Genomic DNA, 25,028 nt, shown 5'->3' on the forward strand with positions numbered 1-25,028 from the left:
CACCACCCGTTCGACTGAGCCGTCTTCCGCCCTGACGTTCAGCCTGTCTTCGGCCGTGTTCGACCCGGATGTTTCAGCCCAGTGGTGCGGCCGAGGTGCCGTTGCTCTCGGTGACGTGCGGCTTCTTCCGGCGACGGTCCCCGCGCGCGTCGTCGAAGTCGACGACGAAGGCGCCGGCGGCCATGGCCACCAGGAGTGCGAGTCCGAGAATCGAGCCGACCCAGGTCAGGACGGTAGCTAACATCGTGAGCCTCCTCCCTGCTCAAGGTCCTTTTCGAGACCTCGTGAACCCCTGACACAAGGGTCGCCTCGGGGGGCTGTAGCCGGTATCGGCCAACCGGTTACACGTACTGAGCGTGGCTCGGCCGATCGGCCGAGGAGCGCCGCCCCCCGGTGGCGGTGCGCGACCGGCCCGCACGACCGCCTCGCTCGTGGTGCGAAGGCTGGTCCTTGTGAGGGAACGCCTGGGATTCGGTCGCGTGAGCGGCTTCCGGCTTCGTGATCTTGGCTGTCGCCGTGAATGCTTGCCGTGGGTAGAGAATTCGGCGCTGTGCGGTCACGCAGGGTCCCGTTCGACACTCAGGCGGAAGGGACCCCAGTCACGTGAGTGCGCTGCCCGATCACGTGCGTGCGGCGCCCGATCACGCGAGTGCGCCCTCCCATCACGTGAGTGAGCTGCCCGATCACGCGAGTCCGGCGCCCGATCACGCCAGTCACGTCCTCGCCGTGGCGGTGAGCACGGCAAAGTCACGCTCACCACCGAAGAGGGTCACCGTGCCCCCACCTACTCCCCGGACAACACCCCGGAAACCGCAGAAGCCCGAACCACTCGCCGTCGTCGAACCCCTAGCGAGGCCTTGCGCCGGGCTTTCCACCCACGACCGCTCAGAGCTTGCGCAGCCGGACCCGGTTGATCGCGTGGTCGGCGTCCTTGCGGAGGACGAGGGTCGCCCTGGGCCGGGTCGGCTTGATGTTCTCCATCAGATTCGGCTCGTTGATCGTGCGCCACAGGTGGCGCGCCTCGGCACGGGCCTCGTCGTCCGGGAGGCCGGCGAAGTGGTGGAAGTGTGACGCCGGGTCCGCGAAAGCGGTGTGCCGCAGCTTGAGGAAGCGCTCGATGTACCAGCGTTCGATGTCGGTCGTGGGCGCGTCCACGTAGATCGAGAAGTCGAACAGATCGGAGACGGTGAGCCGGGGGCCGGGCTGGAGGACGTTCAGTCCTTCGAGGATCAGGATGTCGGGCCGCTGAACGACCTGTTCCTCGTCGGGAAGGATGTCGTAGGCGAGGTGCGAGTACACCGGAGCGCTGACCCGTTCCGCGCCGGACTTCACCTCGGTGACGAAGCGCAGCAGCGCCCGGCGGTCGTAGCTTTCCGGGAAACCCTTGCGGTGCATGAGCCCGCGCCGGACCAGTTCCGCCCGCGGGTGGAGGAACCCGTCGGTGGTGACCAGGTCGACCCTGGGGTGGTCCGGCCAGCGGGCGAGCAGGGTGCGCAGGATGCGCGCGGTGGTCGATTTGCCGACGGCGACGCTGCCGGCGATGCCGATGACGTACGGCACCTTGGTGCCCCGGCTGTCTTCACCGAGAAAGGTGGTGGTGGCTTCGTACAACCGTTGCCGGGCGGCGACCTGGAGATTGATCAGCCGGGAGAGCGGCAGGTAGACCTCGGCGACCTCGGCCAGGTCGACCTGTTCGCCGAGACCACGCAGCCGCAGCAGTTCCGCGGCGGTCAGCGGCAGCGGAGTCGACCGGCGCAACTCGCGCCACTGCTCACGGTGCAACTCGACGTAGGGACTGAGCTCACGGACTCGCGGCATCGCACACTCCTCGCCCGTCGCCAGCGCTGGCGCCGTACAAAACCGTGTTGACGAGTTCTCGGCGGTGAACGTGCCGCGAACCGGATGAAGCCGCTTCAACGGTAGGGCTTACGGCTCGTGAACGCGCTGCGATGTGATGTAGCCCGCTTCGGGGCGTTACCGTCCGTGACGAGAGCGGCCGGGGGTGAAGACCTCGTTCCACGCCGCGGCGACCTGCCGGGCGCAGGAGGCGGGCGCGATCCCGCCGACGCCGGTACCGAGTCCGGGCATCGCGATCGTGTGCACGAGATCACGGACCCGGCCCTGGTCGAGCCTGCCGTCACGCCATTGCCGGAACACCGCCCTGGCGGCCAGGTACGGGTGCACGGTGTCGCGCGGGAGGTGTTCACCGGGTTCCCGCATCGTCGGCGCGCTGATCAGCCAGGCGGGCTCCGCCTCGCCGGTGGGCACGATCACCGCTTCACCGATCGGGAGCTCGCCGCCGTGGTAGGCGAGGACGGCGCTGCGCACGTTCTGCTCGACCTCGGGATAGGCGCGGGCGTAGACCGCGTCGATACCGCCACGCATATCCAGCCGTAGGAGTTCGCGGGGCTGACGACGGCTTGCGCGACGACGTCGAGCACCGACCCGCGGTGCACGTGGATCCGGCCGTCCACGGTGTCCGCGACGGTGGTCCAGGCTTGCGCGAGCAGGTCATCGACGGCGCACAGCACCAGCTCGGGAGTGGGACGGTCCGGCAGGGGGGCGAACGAGGAGCCGACGTCGTCATGGCCGGTGTGCGTGCCCGGTTCGGCGGTCACGCCTCAAGCATGGCAAAAAACGGCACCCGGCGTAACCGGTACGCGTACCGGCTGTCCGAGTGAAAGTCGCCACCCGTGTCGTGCGTAATCTGGCGGGGTGTCACGGATCGCGTACTTCGGCCCCCAGGGAACCTTCACCGAACAGGCCGCGCGCCGGCTCGCCGCCGGTGAGGAGCTGATCCCCGCGGAGACCATCCCGGCGGCACTCGCCGCGGTGCGCTCGGGGGCGGCCGACGCGGCCTGCGTCCCGATCGAGAACTCCGTGGAGGGCGCGGTCACGGCCACGCTCGACAGCTTGAGCGAGGCCGCGCCGCTCGTCGCGGTGGCGGAGGTGCTGCTGCCGGTCCATTTCAGCGTGCTGACCCGGCCGGGGACGACCGAGATCCGCACCGTGGCGAGCCATCCGCACGCGCTCGCGCAGGTCCGGCACTGGGTCGAAGCGAACTTCCCCGGCGCGCATCCGGTCGCGACGTCGTCCACCGCCGCGGCCGCGGTCGCGGTCGACGCCGGCGAGTTCGACGCCGCCGTCACCGCCCCGGTCGCCGTCGAGCACTATCCACTGGAGGTGCTGGCCACCGAGGTCGCCGACGTCCGCGACGCCAAGACCCGGTTCCTGCTGGTCCGCGCGCCCGGCCTGCTGCCGGAACCGACCGGGGCCGACCGCACGTCGATCGTCGCCGCCGCGACGAACCGGACGGGCGCCCTGGCGGAACTGCTCACCGAACTGGCGGTCCGCGGCATCAACCTGACCAAGCTGGACGCCCGGCCGACCAGGAACAACTTCGGCGAGTACCGCTTCTTCATCGACTTCGAGGGGCACGTGGCCGAGCCCCGGATCGGCGACGCGCTGGCCGCGTTGCGCCGCCGGTGCAGCAACGTGCGGTTCCTCGGCTCCCACCCGCGCGCGGACAACGGCACGACCGAGATCGAGCCCGGTGCCGCCAACGACGACTTCACCGACGCGATCGACTGGGTCGAGTCGGTACGGAAGGGAGCACAGGCGTGAAACTTCTCCTTGTCCGCCACGGCCAGACCGAGGGCAACGTGCGAGGAGCGCTCGACACCGCGTTGCCCGGTCCGCCGCTCACCGAGCTGGGCCGCGAGCAGGCACGGGACCTGGTGAAGCGGTTGGCCGGTGAGCCCATCGTCGCGGTCTACGCCTCGCAGGCCGTCCGCGCCCAGCAGACCGCCGCGCCGCTGGCCGCCGAACTCGGCTTCGAGGTCCAGGTGCTCGACGGGGTGCACGAGGTCGCCGCGGGTGACCTCGAAGGCAAGACGGACAAGGACTCGATCACGACCTACATGAGCGTCGTGCGCCGGTGGACCCTCGGCGAACTCGACCCGCCGATCCCCGGCGGCGAGACCGGCGCGCAGGTTCGCGTCCGGATGCTCGACGCGGTCGCCCGGCTGCGTGCCAAGCACGAGCAGGCCGATCCCGACGGCACGGTGGTGCTGGTGAGCCACGGTGGGGCGATCCGGCTGGGTGGTGAATGGCTCGCCGGGAACGTGACCGCCGAAGTCGCCAATCAGGGGCTCATCCCGAACACCGGTGTCGTCGAACTCGTCGCGAACCCCACCGATTGGACCTGCCTCACCTGGGCCGACGTCCCCGTCGACGGCTGACCGCGAACGTTTGCCTCCGCTCCCGGCCGGGAACACACCCCACAAGATCTATTGACACCTTGTGGGGAATTAACCGGATGGGCGCAACCCGCACCGCGGACAACACGTCTACTGGACGGTGGGTCAACCGACAGTGTCCGACAGTGTCCGACTGTGTCTGGCTGTGTGTAGCTACAGGGAGGCGAAGGACCATGGTTCGTTCGAAGATGATCTCCATCGGCGGTCTCGTCGCGGGTACCACCGGACTCCTGCTGCTCAGCGCGTGCGGTGCCGAGACGACACCTGTCGCGCAGAACACGTCCGCGTCACCGTCCATTTCGGCGCCGGACACCTCGGCCGCGCCCAGTGCGAGCTCTTCGAGCCCGGCGCCGGCTTCGCAGCCGGTCCAGCAGCCCGCGCAGGAGCCGAGGAGCGACGGGCTCTGCAAGGCAGGAGACGTCAAACTGTCCGTCAAGGACGGTGACGCCGCCGCGGGCACGGTGTACCGGCGGCTCGTCATCACCAACGTGAGCGGGCATCCGTGCACCATTCAGGGCTTTCCCGGTATCTCCTACGTGACCGGCGCGGACGGTCACCAGGTCGGTGAAGCCGCCTTCCGCGACGGTGACAAGGGTGCGCCGGTCCGGCTCGGCAACGGCGAGAGCGCGGCCGCGGACGTCGGCTTCGTGAACGTCCGCAACTACGACGAGGCGGTCTGCAAGCCGACCGAGACCCGAGGGCTGCGGGTGTACCTGCCGCAGGAAACGGCGTCGAACTTCGTGCCGGTGCAGGGTCTCGGCTGCGCGGGGCAGATCCCCGGCAACCAGCTGACCGTCAGGACCGTCCACAAGAGTTAGGCCGTGTCCCGCCGGTCGTGTCCGCGGTCAGAGCTGGGTGCAGAGCTGTTCGGCCTGCGTCAGGTGCCGCTGTCCGGCGATCTGGTTGAAGTGCAGGCTGAACACCATCCGGCTGACGCCGTCGATGTGGTCGGCCAGCGGCCGGTAGGCGGCGTCGGCGGCCGCCGCCGCGGCGGACAGTTCCCGTGCGGCCGTCATCCGGTGCAGGACTTCGGGGGCCAACACGGCGACGGTCCGCTCGCCGGGCGCGGAGCCGGTGGTGTCCGGGATCGTGCCGACCCTGGTCAGTGCCCGGCACGCGTCCTGCGCGTCTTCGAGGGCTCCCGCCTCGACGCCCGAGAGCGCCCACAGCATGCCGATCACGCCGCCGCCGATCACGAAACCGGCGACCGCGGTGAGCACTTGCGGGCGTCTGGAAGGTTGTTCCGTCCCCACGCCGGCCTCCGGCACCAGTGTCTGCCGCATCGCGGACCTCCCGTCACCAGTGGCGGTGATGGGTCATTTCAGCACCAACGTCCGTTGTTTTCACCGGTCTTGGTGGAGAACCCGCACCTCCGTGGCCGATTCGTCATCGAAGGCTCCCCGGCGTAACGAGACGAACGCGAAACCGGCCACACCGAACAGCAGAAGCCCCGACGTGAGGAATGTCCGGGCAGGCGAACCGAGGGCGTGGGTGAGGACGCCACCGAGCAGAGCGCCGACCGGGATCGCCCCCCAGACGACGGTGCGCCACACCCCGAGGACCCGGCCGAGCAGTTCGCCGGGGACGAGCGTGTGCCGTGCCGTCCCGAGCACGATGTTCACCGCGACGACGGCCGCCGCGAACAGGCCGAACAGTGCCGCTCCCGCCACCGGCGAAGCCGTCAGGCCCATGCCGGTGAACGCCGTGCCGCAGAAGACCGTGCCCCCGAGGAGCACCGCGCGACGGCTGGTCACCTTCACCAGCCGCGGGGCGATGGCGGCGCCGAGCAGGCCGCCGATGCCGCCGACGAACGCGAAGAGCCCGAAGGCCGCCTCGCTGAGACGCAGGTACTCGATCGCGTACAGCACCAGTTGGGCTTGCGCGAGTTCGCTGACCAGGCTGATCAACCCGGCGATGACGACCAGGCGCAGGACCAGCCGGTTGCCCTTCAGCCAGCGGAAACCCTCCGCCAGTTCGGCGCGAAGGTCGGTGCCGGCGCCTTCCGCGGCCTTCGGGCGGTAGCTTCCGGCGAGGCCGATCAGCACGACCGCCGCGATCGCGAAACCCACCGAGTTGAGCAAGAACGGGAACGTCGCGAAGAGCGCGAAGGTGGCGCTGCCGACCGGCCCGCCAAGGAAGGTCTGGCCGACGATCTCGCAGGCCTGGAGCTTGCTGTTCGCGCTGTCGAGGGATTCCTTGCCGACGACCGCCGGGATGAGCACGTTCGCGGCGCTGTCGGCGACCACCTCCGCGAAGCCGATGAGCAGCGCGGCGGCGTAGACCGCCCAGATCGTCACCCCGCCCACCGCGACCAGGACGGCCGTCCCGCCGACGACCACCGCGCGGGCGCTGTTCGCGAGGATCATCGCGCGCCGCCGGTCGATCCGGTCGAGGAGCGCGCCGGCCGGCAACGCGAACAGCAGCCAGGGGAGGAACTGGGTCGCCGAGAGACCGGCGATGAGCAGCGGGTCGCGGGTCAGGGTGACCGCGAGCAGCGGGAAGGCGACCTTGCCGATCCCATCGCCGAGGTTCGACGCCGCGCTGGAGGCGAGCAGCCAGCGCAACCGACGGTCACCCCTCCTGCGCGCCGCCGATTCGGCCATGCACCGCCTCCCCAGGCATTCGCCGGCGCCGGCCGACGACAACGTGTCGAAAAGTTTAGCGGGGCTGTCGCCCAAAGTGTCGGCGTTGTTACACCGAGTTAAGAATCCGGAGATCTCTTGGTGCCCGACGCACAAAAATCACCGACCATGCCTCCTTCGACACGGAATCCGCCGCCGGCGGAGCCTCCGCCGGCGGAGCAAGGGACCTTTGCTATCGCTCGTCCACCGGCTCAGCCCCAGCCGAGTTCGTGCAGCCGTGCGTCGTCGATGCCGAAATGGTGGCCGACCTCGTGGATCACCGTGATCAGCACCTCCTCGACGACGTCCTCCTCGGTGTCGCACATCTCCAGTAGCGGGCGCCGGTAGATCGAGATCCGGTCCGGCAGCACCCCGCCGTACTCGTGGGTCCGCTCCGTCAGGGCGACGCCGTGGTAGAGCCCTAGGATCGTGGGCGACTCCTCGTTGAACTCCTCCACGAGTACCACGACATTGTCCATCGCGTCCGCGAATTCGGGGGGAAGTTCGTCCAGTGCCTCCGAAACCAGCTCTTCGAAGCGTTGCTGGGTCATCTCGACGGGCACGGGTTCAGCCTCCGGTCTTCGGGGCGGCAGAGGACGCCGGCGGGCTCGTCTGGCCGCTCTCCGGCGGCGGGGCGTCGCCCTTGCCGACCTTCACGCTCCCGGTGACCGGCGCGAGCCCCTTGTTGTCCGGCAGGACGGCCGCGACCTTGCAGTTCACCAGCGTCGACCCGGCGTCCCAGCTCTCCTGCTCGCGGACGTCCCAGCTGAGGATGAGCTTCTTCGCCGCCAGGTCCGCGTTGCCGGTGTACTCCTGCGAGGCCGTCGAGCATGCGGTGTCCAGCCAGGTGTTCTGCTGCTCCTGCGACGGGTAGCCGTCCTTGAACTTCGTCTTGAGGTCGATCGTCGCGATCATCTCGTACGAATGCGGCTTGGCGCAGTCGATGGGGTCGCCGAAACTGTTGTTGAGCAGCGCGAGGCACGTGCCCGGCTCCCACACCGCGGACTGGTCCTGCTCCTTCGCCGGGCCCTTGGTCGGCTGGAGCTTGCCGCTCTGACCGGCCCATTGCAGACCGCAGCGCAACTGACGGTCACCGTCCGCCCACTGTGCGGGCGTCGGGCGGAGCAGGTTCATGCTCAGCTTGCCGTACGGATCCAGGTTGCGACCGAGATACGGCTTGACGTCGATGGTGCAACGGGAGTGGGAGATCTCCTGCCACTGCTCCAGATTCGGGCTCGGTACCCCCGGTGGGTACTGTACGCCGATGTCGACGATGCTGGTGACCTCGAACAGGTGCGCGTCCCCGCACGGGACGCGCCGCGCGTCGGTGGCGTCCGGATTGTTCCAGGTCAGGCAGGTGCCAGGGGGAGATTGGAACGCTTCGGCCGCGGCGGGGGACAGTTTGGGGGGGCCGCCGCCCGCACCGCCTTCCGGGCCCACATTCCACGAGAACGCCACACTCAGCGAAAGCGCGATGATCGCGCCCGCGAACACACCGGCCATGACGAGCCGGGTGCGCAGGCTGCTCAGCGCGTTTCGCGGGTCACGGAACCGCTCGGCCTGTTGAGACATCCACTCCATGATGCCCGCGCCGCACGTAAGGTGCGCATACCGGGTGGTTAGTGTTGGACACGGGTTCGGGCCGGCGGGCGATTACGGAGCTTCGATGACGCAGGATGACAACCAGGGGGCACAGGCGCCCCAGGAGCCGCCGAAGCGCGGCTCGATGCGCTTCCAGGACGACAGCACGCAGACGCGGCAGCCTTCGCTTGCCGAGCAACGGGCACGGCAGCAGGCGCTGGCGGAGCAGGAACGCCAGGAGGAGCTTGAAGCCGAAGCCGCTCGCGCCGCCGAGAAGAAGTCTTCGACCAAGAAGAAGATCCTGATCGGAACCGGGGTGACGGTCGGTCTGGTCGGTCTGGTCGCGACGTTCTACACGGTCGCGAAGCCGGACGAGGTCACGGCGGTCTGCGCCGCCAAGGACACGGAGATCGTCCAGGACGACCGGAACTGCGACGAGAACTACGTCCGGTCGCAGGGCGGTTACGTCAGCGGTGGGTTCTTCTTCCTCCCGATCGGCGGTTTCGGTGGGCCGATGCAGAGCTACCGCTACAACTACGGCGGGACCGGGCAGATCGGGCAGCGCGTCTCCGGCGGCTCGTACACCGCGCCGTCGGGCGCGAACGTCAGCACCAAATCGGGCAAGTCCGTCCAGCGCGGCGGGTTCGGCATCAGCGGCAAGAGCGGCAGCAGCGGCAAGAGCGGGGGCTCGTAGGTGTACCGGGATTCCCAGCCGCCCCGGCGGGACTGGCAGAACATCGTCGAGGAACAGGGCCTGGTCTTCGGCACCCCCGCCCGCGACGGCTCCGGCAAGTCCCGGCCGTACTGGGACGAGTCGGTCCACTACGTCTTCGACATGGACGAGATCCTGTCCGTCGAGGCGGACGTGGAATTGCTCCACTCGATGTGCCTCGAAGCCGTCGACAACGTGATCACCACCGAGCAGTACCACCGCTTCGGCATCCCCGAGTGGGTCTGGCCGCATATCGCGGAGTCGTGGAAGCGGCAGGATCCGCACGTCTACGGCCGTTTCGACCTGCGCTACGACGGCAAGAGCCCGGCGAAGCTGCTCGAGTACAACGCCGACACCCCGACCTCGCTGCTCGAGGCCGCGGTACTGCAGTGGCACTGGAAGACCACGGTCTTCCCCGAGAGCGACCAATGGAACTCGATCCACGAAAAGCTGGTCGAGCGCTGGGCCGAACTCGCCGACAAGCTGCCCTCGAACGAATTGCACTTCACCTGGTCGTCCGCCGATCCTTCCGGTGAGGACCACGTGACGACGGCGTATCTGCAGGAGACCGCGGCCGAAGCCGGGCTCGACACCGTCGGCCTGTCGATCGAGGAGATCGGCTGGGACCCGGTGCTCAAGCGGTTCGTCGACCTCGAAGAAGCGCAGATGGCGACCGTGGTGAAGCTCTACCCGTGGGAATGGGTGGTCGACGAGGAGTTCGGCCGCTTCGCCGTCGAGACCATGCCGCGCACGCTGTGGGTCGAGCCGCTGTGGAAGATGATCCTCTCCAACAAGACGCTGCTCGCGATCCTGTGGGAGAACTACCCCGGGCACCCGAACCTGCTGCCCGCCTTCGCCGACGACCCCGGCCTGCTGACCGAGTACGTCCGCAAGCCGAAACTCGGCCGCGAGGGCGCGAACGTGCAGATCGTCGCCACCGGTTACGAGACGCAGACCGACGGCGTCTACGGCGCGGAAGGGTTCGTCTACCAGGCGTTCGACCCGCTCCCGGAGTTCCAGGGTTACCGGCCCGCGCTCGGTGCGTGGATCGTCGGGGACCAGGCCGCCGGCCTCGGCATCCGCGAGACGGCAGGACTCGTCACGGACGACGGTGCGGCGTTCGTCCCGCATCGCATCGTCGAGTCGTGATAGAAGCAAGCGCACAAACCTGACATTCCTGACTTCTGGAGAACCCCTGTGACCACCACCCTTGCGCTGTCCGACACGTTCGGCTCCGACCTCGTGCGAGGGATCGGCGCGATCCTGCTGTACGGCGTCGTCGGTCTGCTGCTGATGTTCGCCGGGTTCTGGGCGATCGACTGGACCACGCCCGGCAAGCTGTCCCAGCTGGTCAGCCGGGGCCTGCCGAACGCGGTCATCGTCACCGCGTCGGGCCTGCTGTCGATGGCGTTCATCGTCGTCGTGGCGATCGCGAACTCCGCCAGCGACCTGACCGAGGGCCTCATCACCTCGCTGGTCTACGGCCTGCTCGGCATCGTGGTGCAGGTGCTGGCCGTCCGGCTGCTGGAGTGGGCGACCCGCATCGACGTCCGCTCGACCATCGAGAGCGACAAGTTCGCCCCGGTCAGCGTCGTGGTCGCCGCCGCGCACCTCGCCCTCGGCCTCGTCGTGGCCGTCGGCATTTCGTGACCGTTTGAAGGATCACAGCTTGACCACTTGAAAACGGCATCGGCGCACGATTCCCACTAGCGTGGGAATCGTGCGCCTTTTGAGGACACCGGACGACCGGTTCTCGGACCTGCCCGACTTCGACTTCGAACCGCGCTACGCGGACCTCGTCGACCTTCACGGCGGCGTGATCAGAGTGGGTTACGTGGAGGCCGGACCGGCGGACGGGCCGCCCGTCCTCCTGCTGCACGGCGAGCCGACCTGGTCCTACCTCTACCGCAAGGTCATCCCGGTGCTCGCCGCCGCCGGACTGCGCGCCATCGCGCCCGACCTGATCGGCTTCGGCCGGTCCGACAAACCCGGCGACATGGTCGACCACACCTATCAGCGGCACGTCGAATGGATGCGCGCGTTCGCCTTCGACGTGCTCGACCTGACCGACGTCACCCTGGTCGGCCAGGACTGGGGCGGCCTGATCGGCCTGCGCCTGGTCGCCGAGAACCCCGACCGGTTCGCCGGGGTCGTCGCCGCCAACACCGGCCTCCCCACCGGCGACACGGACATGCCGGAGCTCTGGCACAAGTTCCGCGACACCGTCGAAAACGCCCAGATCCTCGACGTCGGGCGGCTCGTCCAGTCGGGTTGCCAGGCCAAGCTGCCGGACGAGGTCCGCGCCGCCTACGACGCGCCCTTCCCGAACGAGATGTACAAGGCCGCGCCGCGGGCGATGCCGTCGCTGGTGCCGATCACCCCGGACGATCCGGCTTCGGCGGCCAACCGCGCCGCGCTGAAGGTGCTCGCCGAACTGAACAAGCCGTTCCTGGTGTCGTTCTCCGACGGCGACCCGATCACCGCTCCGTGGGGTCTCGAACTGCGCGGCTCGATGCGCGGCGCACGGGAGCTCGAGCATCCGACGATCACCGGCGCCGGTCACTTCCTCCAGGAGGACGCCGGTGGACGGCTGGGCGAGGTCATCGCCCGCTTCGCCCGCTCCTGAACGCACTTGTCAGGAGATGGCGGCCAGGGCGTCGGTGACGATGCCGAGGCCTTCGGCGGCCTCCTCGGCGGTGAGCGTCATCGGCGGCGCGATCCGCAGCACGTTGCCGTGCAGCCCGCCCTTGCCGATCAGCAGCCCCCGCGCCTTGGTCTCCTCCATCATCCGCGCCGCGGCCCCCGGGTTCGGCTCCATACCGCCCGGCTCGACCAGTTCGACGCCGATCATCAGTCCCTTGCCGCGGACGTCCCCGATCAGCGGGTTCCCCGCCGCGCGCAGGCCGCCGAGCAGTTCGTTGCCGCGCGCGAGGGCGTTGGCCTGGAGGTCGCCCTCGGCGATGTGGTCGAGGACCGCGGCCGCGCCCGCCATCGCGACCGGGTTGCCGCCGAAGGTCGAGATCGAGTTCGCGGTCAGGCAGTCGACGAGATCGCCGCGCGCCACGAGACCGCCGATCGCGAGCCCGTTGCCGAGGCCCTTGGCGAAGGTCATCGCGTCGGGGACGACGTCGTGCGCCTGGATCCCCCAGTAGTGTTCCCCGGTCCGGCCCCAGCCGGTCTGGACCTCGTCGGAGATGAAGAGGATCCCGTACTGGTCGAGGACTTCCTTCATCGCCTTGAACAGGCCGTCCGGCGGCGAGCTGAACCCGCCGACGCCCTGGATCGGCTCGGCGATCATGCAGGCGACGTCACCCGAAGTGCCCGTCTCCAGGACGTCGACCAGGTCCGCGACGCACGCGTCGATGTACTCGGTGTCCGAAAGCGCCCGGAACGGGCTGCGGTACCGATAGCCGCCGTGCACGTAACTCACCTTCACCGGGCTGAGCGACGACGCCGACCAGCCGCGGTTGCCGGTGATGCCGACCGTCGCGAACGACCGGCCGTGGTACGAGTTCCGCATCGCCAGCACCTGGTTGCTGCGCCGGTACTGGGTGGCGAGCATCAGCGCGGTGTCGTTGGCTTCGGTCCCGGAATTCGTGAAGAACACCTTCGCCTCGGGGATGCCGGAGAGCTTCGCGATGCGCTCGGCCAGCTCGACCTGGGAGCGGATCAGGTACAGCGTCGAGGTGTGCAGGATCCCGGTGTCGAGTTGCTTGCGCACGGCGTCGCTGATCGCCGAGACGTCGTAGCCCATCGAGTTCGTCAGGATGCCCGCGAAGAAGTCGAGGTAGCTGCGCCCGGTCGAGTCGATGACCCGGCGGTCCTGCGCGTGCACGATCTCGATCGGCTCGTCGTAGTAGAGCGCCAGCCACGACGGCAGTACCGCCTTGTGCCGCGCCAGCAGGTCCGCATCGGTCATCGGGTTTCTCCGTCCGCAGCAGGGAGATCTCAGTATGGGGACGGCCCGAAACGGGCGGCAACGATCAGACTGTCGGGTTATCCGCGCGGACCCGCACATGTTGTGCGGCTCGCACGGACTACTCTCAGCACTCGTGATTGACCCCAGGACTCTGCGCGATGACCCGGACGTCGTGCGCGCTTCACAGCGCGCCCGTGGCGAGGACGAAGGAGCGGTCGACAAGCTGCTCTCCCTCGACTCCCGCCGCCGCTCGTCCATCGCCGCCGCCGACAAGCTGCGCGCCGAGCAGAAGTCGCTGGGCAAGCTCATCCCCAAGGCGCAGGGCGACGAGCGGGCCGAGCTGCTCGCCAAGGCGAAAGACCTCGCCGCCCAGGTCAAGACGGCCGAGGTCGAGCAGACCGCGGCTTCGGAGGAGTTCGAGCAGCTGCACCGCCTGGTGCCGAACCTGGTCCACCCCGACGCGCCCGAAGGCGGCGAGGACGACTACGTCGTGCTCAAGCACGTCGGTGAGCCGAAGAAGTTCGACTTCGCGCCGAAGGACCACCTCGAACTCTGCGAGGGCCTCGGCGCACTCGACATGGAGCGCGGCGCGAAGGTCTCGGGCTCGCGGTTCTACTTCCTCACCGGCATCGGTGCCCAGTTGCAGCTCGGCCTGCTGAACATGGCGATCGCGCAGGCCACCGCGAACGGTTTCACCCCGATGATCACGCCGACCCTGGTGCGGCCGGAGATCATGGCGGGCACCGGGTTCCTCGGCGCGCACTCGTCGGAGGTCTACCGGCTGCGCGACGACGACCTGTACCTCGTCGGCACCTCCGAGGTCCCGCTCGCCGGCTACCACGCCGACGAGATCCTCGACCTGGCGAAGGGACCGAAGCGCTACGCGGGCTGGTCGTCCTGCTATCGCCGCGAGGCCGGTTCGTACGGCAAGGACACCCGCGGCATCATCCGTGTCCACCAGTTCGACAAGGTCGAGATGTTCGTCTACACGCGTCCCGAGGACGCCGAAGCCGAGCACGCGCGCCTGCTGGACTGGGAAGAGCAGATGCTCGCCAAGATCGAGGTCCCGTACCGGGTGATCGACACCGCCACCGGCGACCTCGGCACGTCCGCGTACCGGAAGTTCGACTGCGAGGCGTGGGTGCCGTCGCAGGACACCTACCGCGAGCTGACCTCGACGTCGAACTGCACGACGTTCCAGGCCCGCCGTCTCGGCATCCGCTACCGCGACGACGACGGCCGCCCGCAGACCGTCGCCACGCTGAACGGCACGCTCGCCACCACCCGGTGGATCGTCGCGATCCTGGAGAACCACCAGCTCGAAGACGGTTCGGTCCGGGTGCCGGAGGCACTTCGCCCCTTCCTCGGCGGAACCGAGGTGCTCACGCCGGCATCGAAGTAGGGTCCGCGCCGAGGAAGAGGGGACGCATGCGCTTTCGGAATTCGCTCGCGATCGGGCCGGCGGTGCTGGCGATGCTGACGGTCGGCGGCTGCACGTCGACGATCGGCGGTACGGCCTCGCCGGTGCCCGGTCAGGGGCCGGTGGTCACGAAGGCCGAGCCGTGTGAACTGCTGACGCAGGAACACGCGACAGCGCTGGGCGTCACCTACCCCGGAGAAGAACGCGCGGCCAAGCCCGAACAGAAGGTCCCCGCCGTCTGCCGGTTCCGGAAACTGGAGGACGTGCGCAAGGCGTCGAACCTCGAGGTGTCGTTGAGCAAGGACCTGTCCTTGAACGACTACATGAGCGGCGCGCAGCCCGGGGAGAAGTTCGGGCTCGGCGGGTTCACCTGGACGCGGTACGCCACCATCCTCGGCCCGACCTACTGCTCGCTGAGCACGGAGCTCACCCCGGACTCCTTCGTGGAGATCGCCAGCGAGAGCCCCGACCACACCGAGGGCAACGCGTGCGAACTGGCCAAGGCGGCGGCCCCGGCCGTGGCGTCGAAGCTGCCGGGTGGTCAGCAGGACCCGCAGATCACCGCGCCACCCGGGCAGAAGCCCGCCGAGCCGGGCGGGCCGCTCGTGACCACCGATCCGTGCGCCATGCTCAAGCCCGAGCAGACCGCGCAGTTGCGGCTCGGCCCCACCGGCGAACCGTTGAAGTCCACGTCCGATCCGAACGTGGTCGGCTGCGAGTGGGCCGACACCGACGGCGACAAGGGCGAGAAGCCGTTCGACCTCTGGTTCTACCCGGCGAAGCCGATGGACGAAGTCCCGACGCTGATCACGCAGGGCGAACCGCAGGACTTCGACTCGGGCGACCGCAAGTGGAAGCTCTACACCGAGTCGGGCGGCAAGTTGTGCGCCGCGGGGCTGTCGATCACCGCCACCTCGACGGTCGCGATCATCGCGGGCAACCTCGACGATCCCGCGAAGGCGTGCGAAGTGATCAAGGCGGCTGTTCCGCTGCTGAACGGGAATCTGCCGCCCTCGTCCTAGCGCACGCGAGTTGCGCCTCCGATCACGCGAGTCGCGTCTCCGATCACGCGTGATCGCTTTCCGGCCATGCGAAGGCTAGTCCGTCACCTCGTCGGCGATGTACTTCGCGATCTCCAGCGCGCTGGTCGCCGCCGGTGAGGGCGCGTTGAGGACGTGCACCTGGTTCCGCGCGGTCTCGATCAGGAAGTCGTCGACGAGCGCGCCGTCCGGGCGCAGCGCCTGCGCGCGGACACCGGAGCCGTGCCGCACGATGTCGTCCTCGGTGACGGCGGGCACGAGCCGCGCGAGGCTTTCGGCGAAGCGGCGCTTCGAGAACGACCGGCGGACCTCGTCGAGGCCGGTCGGGTACGCGTACTTGCGCGCGAGCCGCCAGACGCCGGGGAAGCGGGCGACCTCGGCGAGGTCCTTCGCGGAGAAGTCGCGCCAGGTGTAGCCCTCGCGGCGCAGCGCGAGCACGGCGTTGGGGCCGGCGTGCACACTGCCGTCGAGCATGCGGGTCAGATGCACGCCGAGGAACGGCAGCGACGCGTCCGGGACCGGGTAGATCAGCCCGCGCACCAGCCGGCGGCGTTCGGGTTTCAGTTCGTAGTACTCGCCGCGGAACGGCACGATCCGCGCGCTCGGGGTGAGCCCGGCGAGCCGCGCGACGCGGTCCGCGTGCAGGCCCGCGCAGTTGACGAGGGCGTCGGCGTGGAGCACGTCGTCGCCGGTCGCCACCTCGACACCACCGGTGCGGCCAGGGCGGATCCCCAACGCGGGCGTGCCGAGACGCAGGTCGGCGTCGGATTCGTCGAGCAGCCGCACGAGCGCGGCGCAGACGCCCGCGAAGTCGATGATGCCGGTGGATTCCACGCGCAGCGCGGCGACGCACGAGACCTCGGGTTCGTACTCGCGGGCCTCGCTCGGGGTGATCAGCTTGGCCGGGACACCGTTGGCCTCGGCCCGTTCGGCGAGCACCTTCAGCGCCGGCAGCTCCGCCTCCGAGGTGGCGACGACCAGTTTGCCGCACACTTCGACCGGCACCCCGTACTGCCGCGCGAAGTCCACAATGGACCGATTGCCCGCGGTGGACATCCTGGCCTTGAAGGAACCCGGCTTGTAGTAGAGCCCCGCGTGCACGACGTTCGAGTTGTGCCCGGTCTGGTGGGCCGCCCAGTGGTCCTCCTTTTCGACCACCGTGACGTCCAGCCCGCGTTTGGTCAGCTCCCAGGCGGTGGCGAGCCCGACGATCCCGCCCCCGATCACTACGACAGTACGCACGATCGACCAGGTTACCCGGAGCACTACCTGACACCCGTCAGGTTGACTGATAGCGTACCTGACCGATGTCAGGTAAACGGTTGAGCAAGGACGAACGCCGGGAGCGGATCCTGGCCGCGGCGGCGCGGGTGTTCGCGGCGTCCGGGTACGACCTGGCCGGGATGCGTGAGGTCGCGACGGCCGCCGGGATCAGCACCCCCGTGCTCTACGACCATTTCCCGGCCAAGGCGGCGCTGTACGCCGGGCTTCTGGAGTCCGAAGTGGACAGTCTGCTGGCCGGCTGGGCCGAGTTGCCGTCCGCGGGCACCGCCGAGGAGCTGTTGCGCGGCCGGGTGGCGGCGATCTTCGCCTGGATGGAGACGAACGAACGCGGCTGGCGGATGATCTTCGCCGAGACGCCGTCCGACGAGGGTGTCGCCGAGGTGCACCGGCGCGGGCAGGCCAGGGCCACCGAGCGGCTGACCGAGGTGTTCGCGCGCGTGCCCGGCCTGGCGCTGACCGCGGACCTGCCGCGCGACCGCGCGAACGAAGCGCTCGCCGAAGCGGCGAAGAGCGCGCTGAACGCCATCGCCACCTGGTGGTGGAGCAACCGGGACATCCCGCGGGAGCAGGTCGTCGCGCTCACGACGGATCTGTTGTGGCGCGGACTGGGGAACCTGATCCAGGAGGACGTATGAGCACCGAGACCACCGAGCGGTACCGCCGGGCCCTCGAGACCAGGGACGTCGAACTCGCGCTGAACGCCTTCGCACCGGACGCCGTGGTGCGTTCGCCGCTGACCGACCGGGTCCGGTTCACCGGCCACGCGGAGCTCAGGCCGCTGCTGGAAGTCGCGTACACGCATCTGCGCGACGTCCGGTTCCACACCGACACCGGTGACGGGCGGACGCGGGTCGTCGTCTACACCGCGCGCATCGGCGGTGAGGAGATCGAAGAGGCGGCGGTACTGAAACTCGGCGAAGACGGGCTCATCGCCGAAGTGACGTTGTTCGTGCGGCCCCTGCCCGGCCTCGTCGCGCTGATGGACGCCTTCGGTCCGGACATCGCGCGCCGCAACGGCCGCACCTTCGCGGCCCGGCTCCTGGCGGTGGCCGCGAAACCCCTGCTGGCCACGGTGCGGTCCGGTGACCGCCGTGCCGTCCCGCTCGCCGGACCGAGGGGCCTTCACGTCCGCTGATCGAGCACGGGAACCGGAACGCCTTCTCGACGATGGAGGAATGGGGACCCTCAACGTCCCGATTCCTCCATCGTCGTGAGCGGTCCCCCTCATGACCGCCCGTGCCCTTCAAGTCTGTGAAGGTCGCTTCAGCCCACCGAAACCGGTGTAGCAAGCGAAGTTTCTTCCGGGTCTTCGAGAACCTTCGGCACTCCGCGCAGACTGAACAACGCGCTGACCGCCAGCAACGCCATCAGCCCCGCCGAGCACAGCATGGTCACCTGCAACCCGTCGACGAACGCCGACTTCGCACTGGCCAACACCAGCGCTCCTTGCTCGGGCGGCAGCTGTGCCGCGGCCTGGACGGCCCCGCCGAGGGTGTCCGAGATCGCTTCGGGCGGCACGCCCGCCGGGATGACGAGTTCGCTCCGGTACAGCGCGCCGAGCACACTGCCGAGGACGGCGATCCCCAGCGCCCCGCCGAGTTCGGTCGCCGTCTCGGAGATCGCCGACGCCGCGCCCGCCCTGGCCTTCGGCACGACCCCGAGCACCGTGTCCGTCGCGACGGTGAGGATCAGCGCCAGCCCCACCCCGAAGACGATCATCGCCGCGAGCAGGTCCGTGTAGACGATCGTCACGCCGATGCTCGAGTACAACGCGAAGCCGACCGCCGACAGGGCACAGCCGAGCGCGATCGTGGCGGCACGACCGAAGGCCTTGATGGCCGGCGGCGCGAGCACCCCGCCGAGGATGGCGCCGCCCATCCCCGGCAGCCCGGCGAGCCCGGACTCCAGTGGCGACCAGCCCGCCACCAGTTGCAGGTACTGCGCGAACATCAGCGACACCGCGAGCTGCGCGAACATCGCCAGGATCGTGGTGCCGACGGTCGCCGAGAACGCCCGCTGCGCGAACAGCCGCAGGTCCATCAGCGGTTCGGCCAGCCGCGGCTGCCGCAGGACGAACGCGAGCAGGCAGCCCGGCCCGAGCACGGCCGCGACCACGACGTCCCAGTGTCCCCAGCCCTGGTAGGCGACTTCTTTGATGGTATAGACGATCCCGACCATGCCGACGACGGAGAGCAGCACGCTGGGCACGTCGATCCGCTGGGACACCGGATTCTTCGATTCGGGCAGGATCAGCGCGCCGGCGAGCACCATGACCACCACCACCGGCACGTTGACCAAGAACACCGAACCCCACCAGAAACGCTCGAGCAGCGCCCCGCCGACGAGCGGCCCCATGCCGAAACCGAGGATCGTCAGCCCGCTCGAAACGCCGATCACGGCCGCGCGTTCCTTGCCGGTGAACACGTTCCGCACGATCGACAACGTCGACGGCATCAGGGTCGCGGCGGCGATCCCGAGCAGCGCGCGGGCGGCGATCAGGAGTTCCGCGGTCGGCGCGTACGCCGTGAGCACCGAAGCGGCACCGAACAGCGACGCCCCGATGAGCAGCAGCTTCTTCCGGCCGACGCGGTCGCCGATGTTGCCCATCGTGATCAGCAGTCCGGCGAGCGCGAAGCCGTACGCGTCCGCGATCCACAGCAGTTCCGTGGTCGACGGGTGCAGCTGCTCCGAAAGCGACGGCAGCACCAGGTGCAGCACGGTCAGGTCGATCGCGATCAGCAGCTGCGCCAGCACGCAGACCACGACGGTGCCGATCTTGCGGCCCTTCCCGATGGTCACCGCGCCGTTCACCTCGACACGCCGAAGGTGAGTTCCGGCGAGTGCCGCGCGGTGCCGTTGTCGCCGTCACCGAGGTAGAACCGGGTGCTCATCGTGCGGGCCGCCGGGTCGAGGACGCTGCGCCACAACGTCCGCCACGGCGCGCCGGGCTCGACCGCGAAGGACACCGCGTCGAGCGCGTCGCGCGGCCCGGCGCCGGCTTCCTTGGTGAGGGTGCGGAGCCGTTCGTAGGTGCGCATGGTCTCCGGGTTGTCCTCGGGCAGCGCGTCGAGGTCCGGATGGCGGTGCAGCAGGTGATTCGTGACGCACAGCGGCCCTTCGGCGACCTCGACGAAGTACTCGACGTCGTGCTCCCCGCGTTCGTGGACGAAGCCGCGGCCGGAGGCGTCGGCGACGATGTAGTGGCAGGGCGCGCCGTGCGTGTACTGCTTGGCGAGCATCAGCGCTTCTTTGGCTTCGTCGACGGTTTCACAGGTGTCCAGCAGATACCGGCACACCTGCAGCACCGAGAGGCCCGCCTGAGGGTCGTGCTCCAGCGGAGTGGCCGTTTCGACGTCGGCCATCAGCAGCGCGACGACGAGCCCCGCCTCGTTGACCCCTTCCGTTGCGCCGTCCAATGTGGACATGGAAAGGGAGGTCGAGGCGATGCCGTCGTCGGGGATCGTCGTCAGCACGTAAGGCCGTGACGCCACGGGCACCGTCCCGTCGTCGACGGGTTCCTCACCCGCCAGCACCGCGCCGAGCTGGGTCCAGCTCAGGGTGAAGAAGTCGTAGTTCCGGCCGAGCGTGCTCCCCGTCCACAGCGCCGAGCAGCCCGACCCGGCGGGCAGGGCGCTCGCGTTGTCGAACGAGACCGCCGCGTCGGCGGGAAGCCCGTAGGCCTCGGCGAACCCGGCCGTGCGTTCCGCGTACTGCGGCCAGTTCCGCGCGAACCAGGTGTACCGCGCCTTGGCCACGATCGGATCGATCGGTGGTGGCGACCAGTCGGAGCGTGCCTTCGCTTCGGCGCCGAGCGCATGGCCGATTTCGGCCTGCGTGCCGCGCGACGTCAGCTGCCGCACGGCGAGGAAGTCTTCGGGTGATCCCGCTGAGTAGGTCATGGGCGGAGGGTCTCCGCGACCGCTGACCGTCCGCGTACCGAACGCTGTCAGTGCTTGGCGGTGCTTGGCGGTGCTTGGCTGTGCCTGGCGGTGCCTGGCTGTGCCTGTCATCGGAATGTCATGTGCCCCCCGCGAAAGTGCTCTCACCAAGGCAACGACAAGCGAGGGAAACCATGATCGGCAACAAGGTGTACATCATCGCCGGTGGCGCCATCAGCGTCCTGTTCGTCGCGCTCGCGATGATCGAGTTCTCCACCGGCTACCCGGACGACGGCCTGCAGGACCTCCTCTACGCCGCGGTGAGCGCCGGCGCCGGCACGCTGCTGTACGTCCTCGACCGCCGTCAGCGCGACCGTCGTGCCCACGCCGCGGCGGCCGGCGACGCAACACGGCGTGACGCCCGATGAGGCACATCGACGGCGGCTTCCTCGCCGCGCCGGACCAAGCCTCGCCCGACCGCCGGGACGTGCGCAAGGACAAACCGGCACTGATGCTGACCGTCGTAGGCGCCTTCGTCGCGCTGGTCGCCGGTTACCACGTCCTCGTGGACTTCTCCCCGGCTTCACTGGTGATGACGGTGTTCGCGCTCGCCGCCGCGATCGGTGGCGGCGTGCTCACCCGACACCTGACGCGTGCCGTGCGGTTCCGGGTGCACGAACCGAACGCGGGCCTGGTCGGCGCCGCGAAGCTGAGCGGAATGGTCGTGGCCGTCCTCGGGTTCATCGCCCTGGTCGGTTCGTTGGACGGGCCCGGCGTGCTGCGGATCATCGCGATCGCCATCGGCTGCGCGGCCATCGCCTCCGTGAAATCGCTGCACGACCGGCAATGGGTGCTCTTCGATCTGGACGCGGTCGGTGTCCGCGTCGAGCGGACCGTCGTGCCCTGGCGGGACGTCATCCGGCTCACCATCGACCCGGTCGGCCCCGGGATGACCCGGCTCGGCGCGGTCCCGGTGAACGCGGCGCCGCTGTACGTCGCCATCCAGGACACCGAACTCGACCAGCGTCTCCTCGCCGACGCCGTCGGCCGCTTCGCGCCGCAGGGGACCTTGCTGACCCGCGCTCAGGACTCGCTGGGCGATCCGGCCAGGTGAGCGGCGCCGCGCAGGCCCAGCCCTCGGCGGTAGGCCCGGTCGAAGTCGTCGCCCAGCCGCTCCCGCACGGTCGTCCGGAGCAGGGCGGCGTCCGGATCGACCGCGAACGGGGTACCCCGGATGGTGACCGCGGCGCCGATCAGGACCGCCGCCCGCTCGGCGTCGCCGCGCAGCAGCGCGACCCCGGCGAGGCCTTCGACGGCGAGGGCCACCGTGGTGCTGTCGTGCCAGCGGTCCGCCGACACGAGCGCCAGCCGGTGCAGTTCTTCGGCGCCGTCGGCGTCGCCCTCCGCGGCCAGCACCCAGCCGAGCGAAATCCTCGCGCCGGCACGGACCCCTTCGGCCGCGAACGAACCACCGGAACACTCCGCGAGCCCGAGTTCGCTCAGCGCGCGGGCCCCGGCCAGATCGCCCTCGTGCCGGGCGAGGAACGCCAGCCCGATGTAGCCGGCCGCCCGGCTTTCCGGCATCCCGGCGCGGCGCGCGATCTCGATGGCGAGTTCGAAATCCGCCCGCGCTCCCGCCGCGTCGCCGTGGAGCAGCTTGCTCCCGCCGCGACGGCACAGCAGGTCCGCGTTGTCGTCGGACGCGCCGAGTTCCCGGATCAACCGCAGGGCCTCGTTCATCGTTTCGAGCGCTTCGGCTTGCCGGTTCGTCCAGATCAAAATCTGTGACAGATGGTCGAGGGCCATCGAAAGGCCCCAGCGTTCCCCGATCCGGCGGAACTCCTCCGCCCCTTCGCGCAAGAACTGTTCGGCCGTTTCGAGGTCACCTTGCATCATCGCGCGGAGGCCGTAACCGGTCGGCGCGAGAGCGAGACTCCAGGCATCGCTGTGCGCCAGCAGCGCCTGGCCGCGTTTCATCAGCGCGTCGTCGTCATCGGGCGGGCCGCTCACGACGCCCATCAGCAGCAGGAGCGCCGGGTTCCGGGGCGGTTCGACGATTGTCAGCATGAGGTCGTTCACCAGCGGCAGATGCCTGTCGAGTGCTTCGTGACCCCGCAGTCCCGCGGCGGCGGTGAGCACGCAGAGCTGGTACTCCTCTTCGAGACCGTCCGGCGGCCGCTGTCCGAGCTGTTCGACCACTTCCAGGCTCAGCGTCGACCCTTCGAACCGGCGGCCGCGCATCCACCAGTACGTCACCAGCGAAGCCGAAAGCCGGAGCGCGATCCGCACGTCGGACTCGGCGGACCAGCGCAACGCGGCCAGGAGGTCGTCGTAGGCGGCGTCGAGCCGATCGAGCCAGACCAGCTGCTCGCCGGTGCGCACGAGCGGATCCGCCCGCTCGGCGAGGGCCAGGAAGTGCTCGGCGTGCGCGCGCCGAAGCTGCTCGGTTTCGCCGGCTTCGGCGAGTTTCCCGGCGAAGAAGGCCCGGATGGTTTCGAGCAGGCGATACCGGTCCCCGGTGCGCTCCACCAGCGATCTGTCCACAAGGGACGGAAGGAGCTCCGCGGTGTCCGGAACGGCGCAGACCGCTTCGGCGTCGGCGAGGGTCGTGCCGCCCGCGAACACGGTCAGCCGCCTGCCCAGCAGGCGTTCGTCCTCCGTCAGGAGATCCCAGCTCCATTCGACGACGGCGCGCAGGGTGCGATGGCGGCTCTCGGCGGCCCGGCTGCCCCGCGAGAGCAACCCGAACCGGTCGTCCAGCCGAGAGGCGAGCTCGCCGACGGTCAGTGTCCGCACGCGCGCGGCGGCGAGTTCGATGGCCAGTGGCAACCCGTCGAGCGCGGCACAGATCCGCTGGACGTCGCCGGCGGTGGTGTCGTCGACGGCGAAGCCCGGATCGCCCGCTCGCGCGCGGTCGGCGAACAGCCGGACCGCGGCGAACTCCAGCGACCGGGCGGGTGGCGTACCCGGCGGTGGCACGGCGAGCCGCGGCACGGGGGAGACGACCTCGCCGGTGATGCCCAGCGGCTCGCGGCTGGTGGCGAGCACCCGCAGCGCGGGGGCCGCGCCGAGCAGCCGGGCGGCCAGTTTCGCGGCGGCCTCGATCACATGCTCGCAGTTGTCGAGCACCAGCAGGACCGCCCGCTCGGCGAGCGCGTCGATCAGCCGCTCGAGCGGCGCGTTCTCCACCGGGGCGGTGACCGTCCCGAGCGGGACCGTGCGCAGGCCGAGCGCGGTCAGCACGGCGTGCGCCACGTCGGCGCCTTCGGTGTAGGGCGCCAGCTCGACGAAGACCACCGGCAGGTCCGTCGCGGCCGCGGTTTCGATGGCCAGCCGGGTCTTGCCCGTCCCACCGGGACCGATCAGCGTCACCAGCCGCGAGCGGTCCAGCCTGCCGAGCACGTGCCGGAGGTCGCCTTCACGGCCGATGAAGCTGGTCAGCTGGGCGGGGAGCGGTGTGGTCTTGGCGGGCGGTGTCCTGGTCTTCGGCGGCTCACCGCGCACCACGGCCAGATGTGCGGCGGCGAGATCCGGCCCTGGATCGGCGCCGAGTTCGTCGGCGAGGACCCGGCGGGCGTCCTCGAACGCGGTGAGCGCGTCGGCCTGCCGTCCCGCGGCGTGCAGCGCGCGGATCAGCAGCGCCCGCGATCGTTCCCGCAGGGGTTGGGTATCGACGACCTCACGAAGCTCGGCGAGGACGTCTTCGTGCCTTCCCAACTCGAGTTCGGCCTCGACGCGGTCTTCGAGCGCCGACGTCTTCAGCTCGTTCAGCCTGGTGACCTGCGGATCGCGGAACGGCGCGTCGGTGATGTCCGCGAACGCCGGGCCGCGCCAGAGACGGAGGGCGTCGTGAAGCAGTTCGGCCGCCTTCGTGGCGTCTCCCGCCGCGAGAGTGCGGCGCCCTTCGACGGCGAGGCGCTCGAACCGGTGCACGTCGACGTCGTCGGGGTTTACGGCCAGCCGGTAACCCGCCGGGCTGAACTCGACGGGTGCGAGCTCCTTCAGCGCACCGCGCAGCCGCGAGACCTGTGATTGCAGCGCGTTCGCCACACCTTCGGGTGGCTTCTCGCCGTAAAGCCCGTCGATGAGCCGCTCTGCCGGAACCACCCGGCCGGCTTCCAGCGCGAGCAACGCGAACAACGTCCGGACCCTGGGCCCGCCGACCGGCACGGCGGTGCCGTCCTCGCGGCGCACCTCCGTCGCCCCCAGAACGCCGAATCGCATAAAGGCACCTTAACGGGGCCCGAGCGTTGACCTGGGCGGATCCAGCCCGCCCGAACCACGCCGATCGGCGTCTATACACTTCGCCGGGTC

At 69.6% G+C, this 25,028-nt stretch carries 24 protein-coding genes and 1 pseudogene; 13 read left to right on the top strand and 12 right to left on the bottom strand.

Annotated elements, in window-relative coordinates; all coding sequences use genetic code 11:
• Window positions 1-73: 73 nt before the first annotated feature.
• The 3 genes and pseudogenes from P3102_RS00845 to P3102_RS00855 all read right to left on the bottom strand — a co-directional run bounded on the left by P3102_RS00845 (window position 74) and on the right by P3102_RS00855 (window position 2,618).
• On the bottom strand, window positions 74-244 hold the full coding sequence (locus P3102_RS00845) for a hypothetical protein (RefSeq protein ID WP_276365709.1): 171 nt from the start codon (window positions 242-244) through the stop codon (window positions 74-76).
• Between the two features lie 641 nt (window positions 245-885).
• Window positions 886-1,818 (bottom strand): type I pantothenate kinase, encoded by a 933-nt coding sequence (gene coaA / locus P3102_RS00850; RefSeq protein WP_276365712.1) that lies wholly within the window; start codon window positions 1,816-1,818, stop codon window positions 886-888.
• 156 nt (window positions 1,819-1,974) lie between these two features.
• A pseudogene (locus P3102_RS00855) lies at window positions 1,975-2,618 on the bottom strand (macro domain-containing protein).
• A 97-nt stretch (window positions 2,619-2,715) separates the two neighbouring features.
• Here P3102_RS00855 and pheA point away from each other — a divergent pair.
• The 3 genes from pheA to P3102_RS00870 all read left to right on the top strand — a co-directional run bounded on the left by pheA (window position 2,716) and on the right by P3102_RS00870 (window position 5,077).
• A complete protein-coding gene (pheA, locus tag P3102_RS00860) occupies window positions 2,716-3,624 on the top strand; it encodes a prephenate dehydratase (protein WP_276365713.1) in 909 nt (302 codons plus the stop codon).
• A complete protein-coding gene (locus tag P3102_RS00865; RefSeq protein WP_276365715.1) occupies window positions 3,621-4,241 on the top strand; it encodes a histidine phosphatase family protein in 621 nt (206 codons plus the stop codon). The genes pheA and P3102_RS00865 overlap by 4 nt, the downstream gene beginning before the upstream one ends.
• Before the next feature lie 191 nt (window positions 4,242-4,432).
• A complete protein-coding gene (locus tag P3102_RS00870; RefSeq protein WP_276365716.1) occupies window positions 4,433-5,077 on the top strand; it encodes a DUF4232 domain-containing protein in 645 nt (214 codons plus the stop codon).
• Window positions 5,078-5,104: 27 nt separating this feature from the next.
• Here the strand turns inward: P3102_RS00870 and P3102_RS00875 are convergent, their stop codons facing one another.
• From P3102_RS00875 to P3102_RS00890, 4 genes are all read right to left on the bottom strand, one after another.
• On the bottom strand, window positions 5,105-5,542 hold the full coding sequence (locus P3102_RS00875) for a hypothetical protein (RefSeq protein ID WP_276365718.1): 438 nt from the start codon (window positions 5,540-5,542) through the stop codon (window positions 5,105-5,107).
• A gap of 60 nt (window positions 5,543-5,602) precedes the next feature.
• Window positions 5,603-6,862: an MFS transporter gene (locus P3102_RS00880; RefSeq protein ID WP_276365719.1), complete on the bottom strand. Its 1,260-nt coding sequence runs from the start codon at window positions 6,860-6,862 to the stop codon at window positions 5,603-5,605.
• 230 nt (window positions 6,863-7,092) lie between these two features.
• Window positions 7,093-7,443 (bottom strand): metallopeptidase family protein, encoded by a 351-nt coding sequence (locus P3102_RS00885; protein WP_034309691.1) that lies wholly within the window; start codon window positions 7,441-7,443, stop codon window positions 7,093-7,095.
• Window positions 7,444-7,447: 4 nt separating this feature from the next.
• Entirely contained in the window at window positions 7,448-8,452 is a 1,005-nt protein-coding gene (locus P3102_RS00890) for a septum formation family protein (protein WP_276365721.1), read from the bottom strand.
• 94 nt (window positions 8,453-8,546) lie between these two features.
• Between P3102_RS00890 and P3102_RS00895 the strand changes: the two genes are divergently transcribed.
• The 4 genes from P3102_RS00895 to P3102_RS00910 all read left to right on the top strand — a co-directional run bounded on the left by P3102_RS00895 (window position 8,547) and on the right by P3102_RS00910 (window position 11,799).
• A complete protein-coding gene (locus tag P3102_RS00895) occupies window positions 8,547-9,155 on the top strand; it encodes a hypothetical protein (RefSeq protein ID WP_276365723.1) in 609 nt (202 codons plus the stop codon).
• On the top strand, window positions 9,156-10,322 hold the full coding sequence (locus tag P3102_RS00900; RefSeq protein ID WP_276365724.1) for a glutathionylspermidine synthase family protein: 1,167 nt from the start codon (window positions 9,156-9,158) through the stop codon (window positions 10,320-10,322). It begins immediately after the preceding gene.
• A gap of 48 nt (window positions 10,323-10,370) precedes the next feature.
• Window positions 10,371-10,823: a DUF350 domain-containing protein gene (locus P3102_RS00905; RefSeq protein ID WP_034309700.1), complete on the top strand. Its 453-nt coding sequence runs from the start codon at window positions 10,371-10,373 to the stop codon at window positions 10,821-10,823.
• 70 nt (window positions 10,824-10,893) lie between these two features.
• Complete coding sequence (locus P3102_RS00910) at window positions 10,894-11,799, top strand: haloalkane dehalogenase (RefSeq protein ID WP_276365726.1); 906 nt, start codon at window positions 10,894-10,896, stop codon at window positions 11,797-11,799.
• A gap of 9 nt (window positions 11,800-11,808) precedes the next feature.
• On the opposite strand, the gene P3102_RS00915 is transcribed toward P3102_RS00910, so the two are convergent.
• The gene (locus tag P3102_RS00915; RefSeq protein ID WP_276365728.1) at window positions 11,809-13,092 is read right to left on the bottom strand and encodes an aspartate aminotransferase family protein; all 1,284 of its coding nucleotides are present in this window, start codon (window positions 13,090-13,092) and stop codon (window positions 11,809-11,811) included.
• 133 nt (window positions 13,093-13,225) lie between these two features.
• Between P3102_RS00915 and serS the strand changes: the two genes are divergently transcribed.
• Both serS and P3102_RS00925 read left to right on the top strand, forming a co-directional pair.
• Window positions 13,226-14,494 (top strand): serine--tRNA ligase, encoded by a 1,269-nt coding sequence (gene serS / locus P3102_RS00920; protein ID WP_276365729.1) that lies wholly within the window; start codon window positions 13,226-13,228, stop codon window positions 14,492-14,494.
• A gap of 26 nt (window positions 14,495-14,520) precedes the next feature.
• Window positions 14,521-15,534 carry a DUF3558 family protein gene (locus P3102_RS00925; RefSeq protein WP_276365731.1) on the top strand — a complete coding sequence of 338 codons (1,014 nt, stop codon included), beginning with the start codon at window positions 14,521-14,523 and terminating at the stop codon, window positions 15,532-15,534.
• Window positions 15,535-15,609: 75 nt separating this feature from the next.
• Here the strand turns inward: P3102_RS00925 and lhgO are convergent, their stop codons facing one another.
• Entirely contained in the window at window positions 15,610-16,818 is a 1,209-nt protein-coding gene (gene lhgO / locus P3102_RS00930) for an L-2-hydroxyglutarate oxidase (RefSeq protein ID WP_346660154.1), read from the bottom strand.
• 56 nt (window positions 16,819-16,874) lie between these two features.
• Here lhgO and P3102_RS00935 point away from each other — a divergent pair, with 56 nt between their 5' ends.
• Window positions 16,875-17,471 (top strand): TetR/AcrR family transcriptional regulator, encoded by a 597-nt coding sequence (locus P3102_RS00935; protein WP_276365734.1) that lies wholly within the window; start codon window positions 16,875-16,877, stop codon window positions 17,469-17,471.
• Window positions 17,468-17,971 (top strand): nuclear transport factor 2 family protein, encoded by a 504-nt coding sequence (locus P3102_RS00940; RefSeq protein ID WP_276365735.1) that lies wholly within the window; start codon window positions 17,468-17,470, stop codon window positions 17,969-17,971. Before P3102_RS00935 ends, P3102_RS00940 begins: the two co-directional genes overlap by 4 nt.
• A 128-nt stretch (window positions 17,972-18,099) precedes the next feature.
• Here the strand turns inward: P3102_RS00940 and P3102_RS00945 are convergent, their stop codons facing one another.
• Both P3102_RS00945 and P3102_RS00950 read right to left on the bottom strand, forming a co-directional pair.
• Window positions 18,100-19,635 (bottom strand): MFS transporter, encoded by a 1,536-nt coding sequence (locus P3102_RS00945; protein WP_276365737.1) that lies wholly within the window; start codon window positions 19,633-19,635, stop codon window positions 18,100-18,102.
• Between the two features lie 8 nt (window positions 19,636-19,643).
• Window positions 19,644-20,735 (bottom strand): C45 family peptidase, encoded by a 1,092-nt coding sequence (locus tag P3102_RS00950; protein WP_276365739.1) that lies wholly within the window; start codon window positions 20,733-20,735, stop codon window positions 19,644-19,646.
• A 173-nt stretch (window positions 20,736-20,908) separates the two neighbouring features.
• On the opposite strand from P3102_RS00950, the gene P3102_RS00955 reads away from it, so the two are divergent.
• The gene (locus P3102_RS00955) at window positions 20,909-21,142 is read left to right on the top strand and encodes a hypothetical protein (protein ID WP_276365741.1); all 234 of its coding nucleotides are present in this window, start codon (window positions 20,909-20,911) and stop codon (window positions 21,140-21,142) included.
• Entirely contained in the window at window positions 21,139-21,828 is a 690-nt protein-coding gene (locus P3102_RS00960) for a hypothetical protein (RefSeq protein ID WP_276365742.1), read from the top strand. Before P3102_RS00955 ends, P3102_RS00960 begins: the two co-directional genes overlap by 4 nt.
• Here the strand turns inward: P3102_RS00960 and P3102_RS00965 are convergent.
• Window positions 21,798-24,938 carry a BTAD domain-containing putative transcriptional regulator gene (locus P3102_RS00965; protein ID WP_276365744.1) on the bottom strand — a complete coding sequence of 1,047 codons (3,141 nt, stop codon included), beginning with the start codon at window positions 24,936-24,938 and terminating at the stop codon, window positions 21,798-21,800. The two genes, P3102_RS00960 and P3102_RS00965, sit on opposite strands and share 31 nt — an antisense overlap.
• Between the last annotated feature and the right edge of the window lie 90 nt (window positions 24,939-25,028).

It is taken from the genome of Amycolatopsis sp. QT-25 (assembly GCF_029369745.1).
In the GTDB taxonomy this organism is placed as follows: domain Bacteria; phylum Actinomycetota; class Actinomycetes; order Mycobacteriales; family Pseudonocardiaceae; genus Amycolatopsis.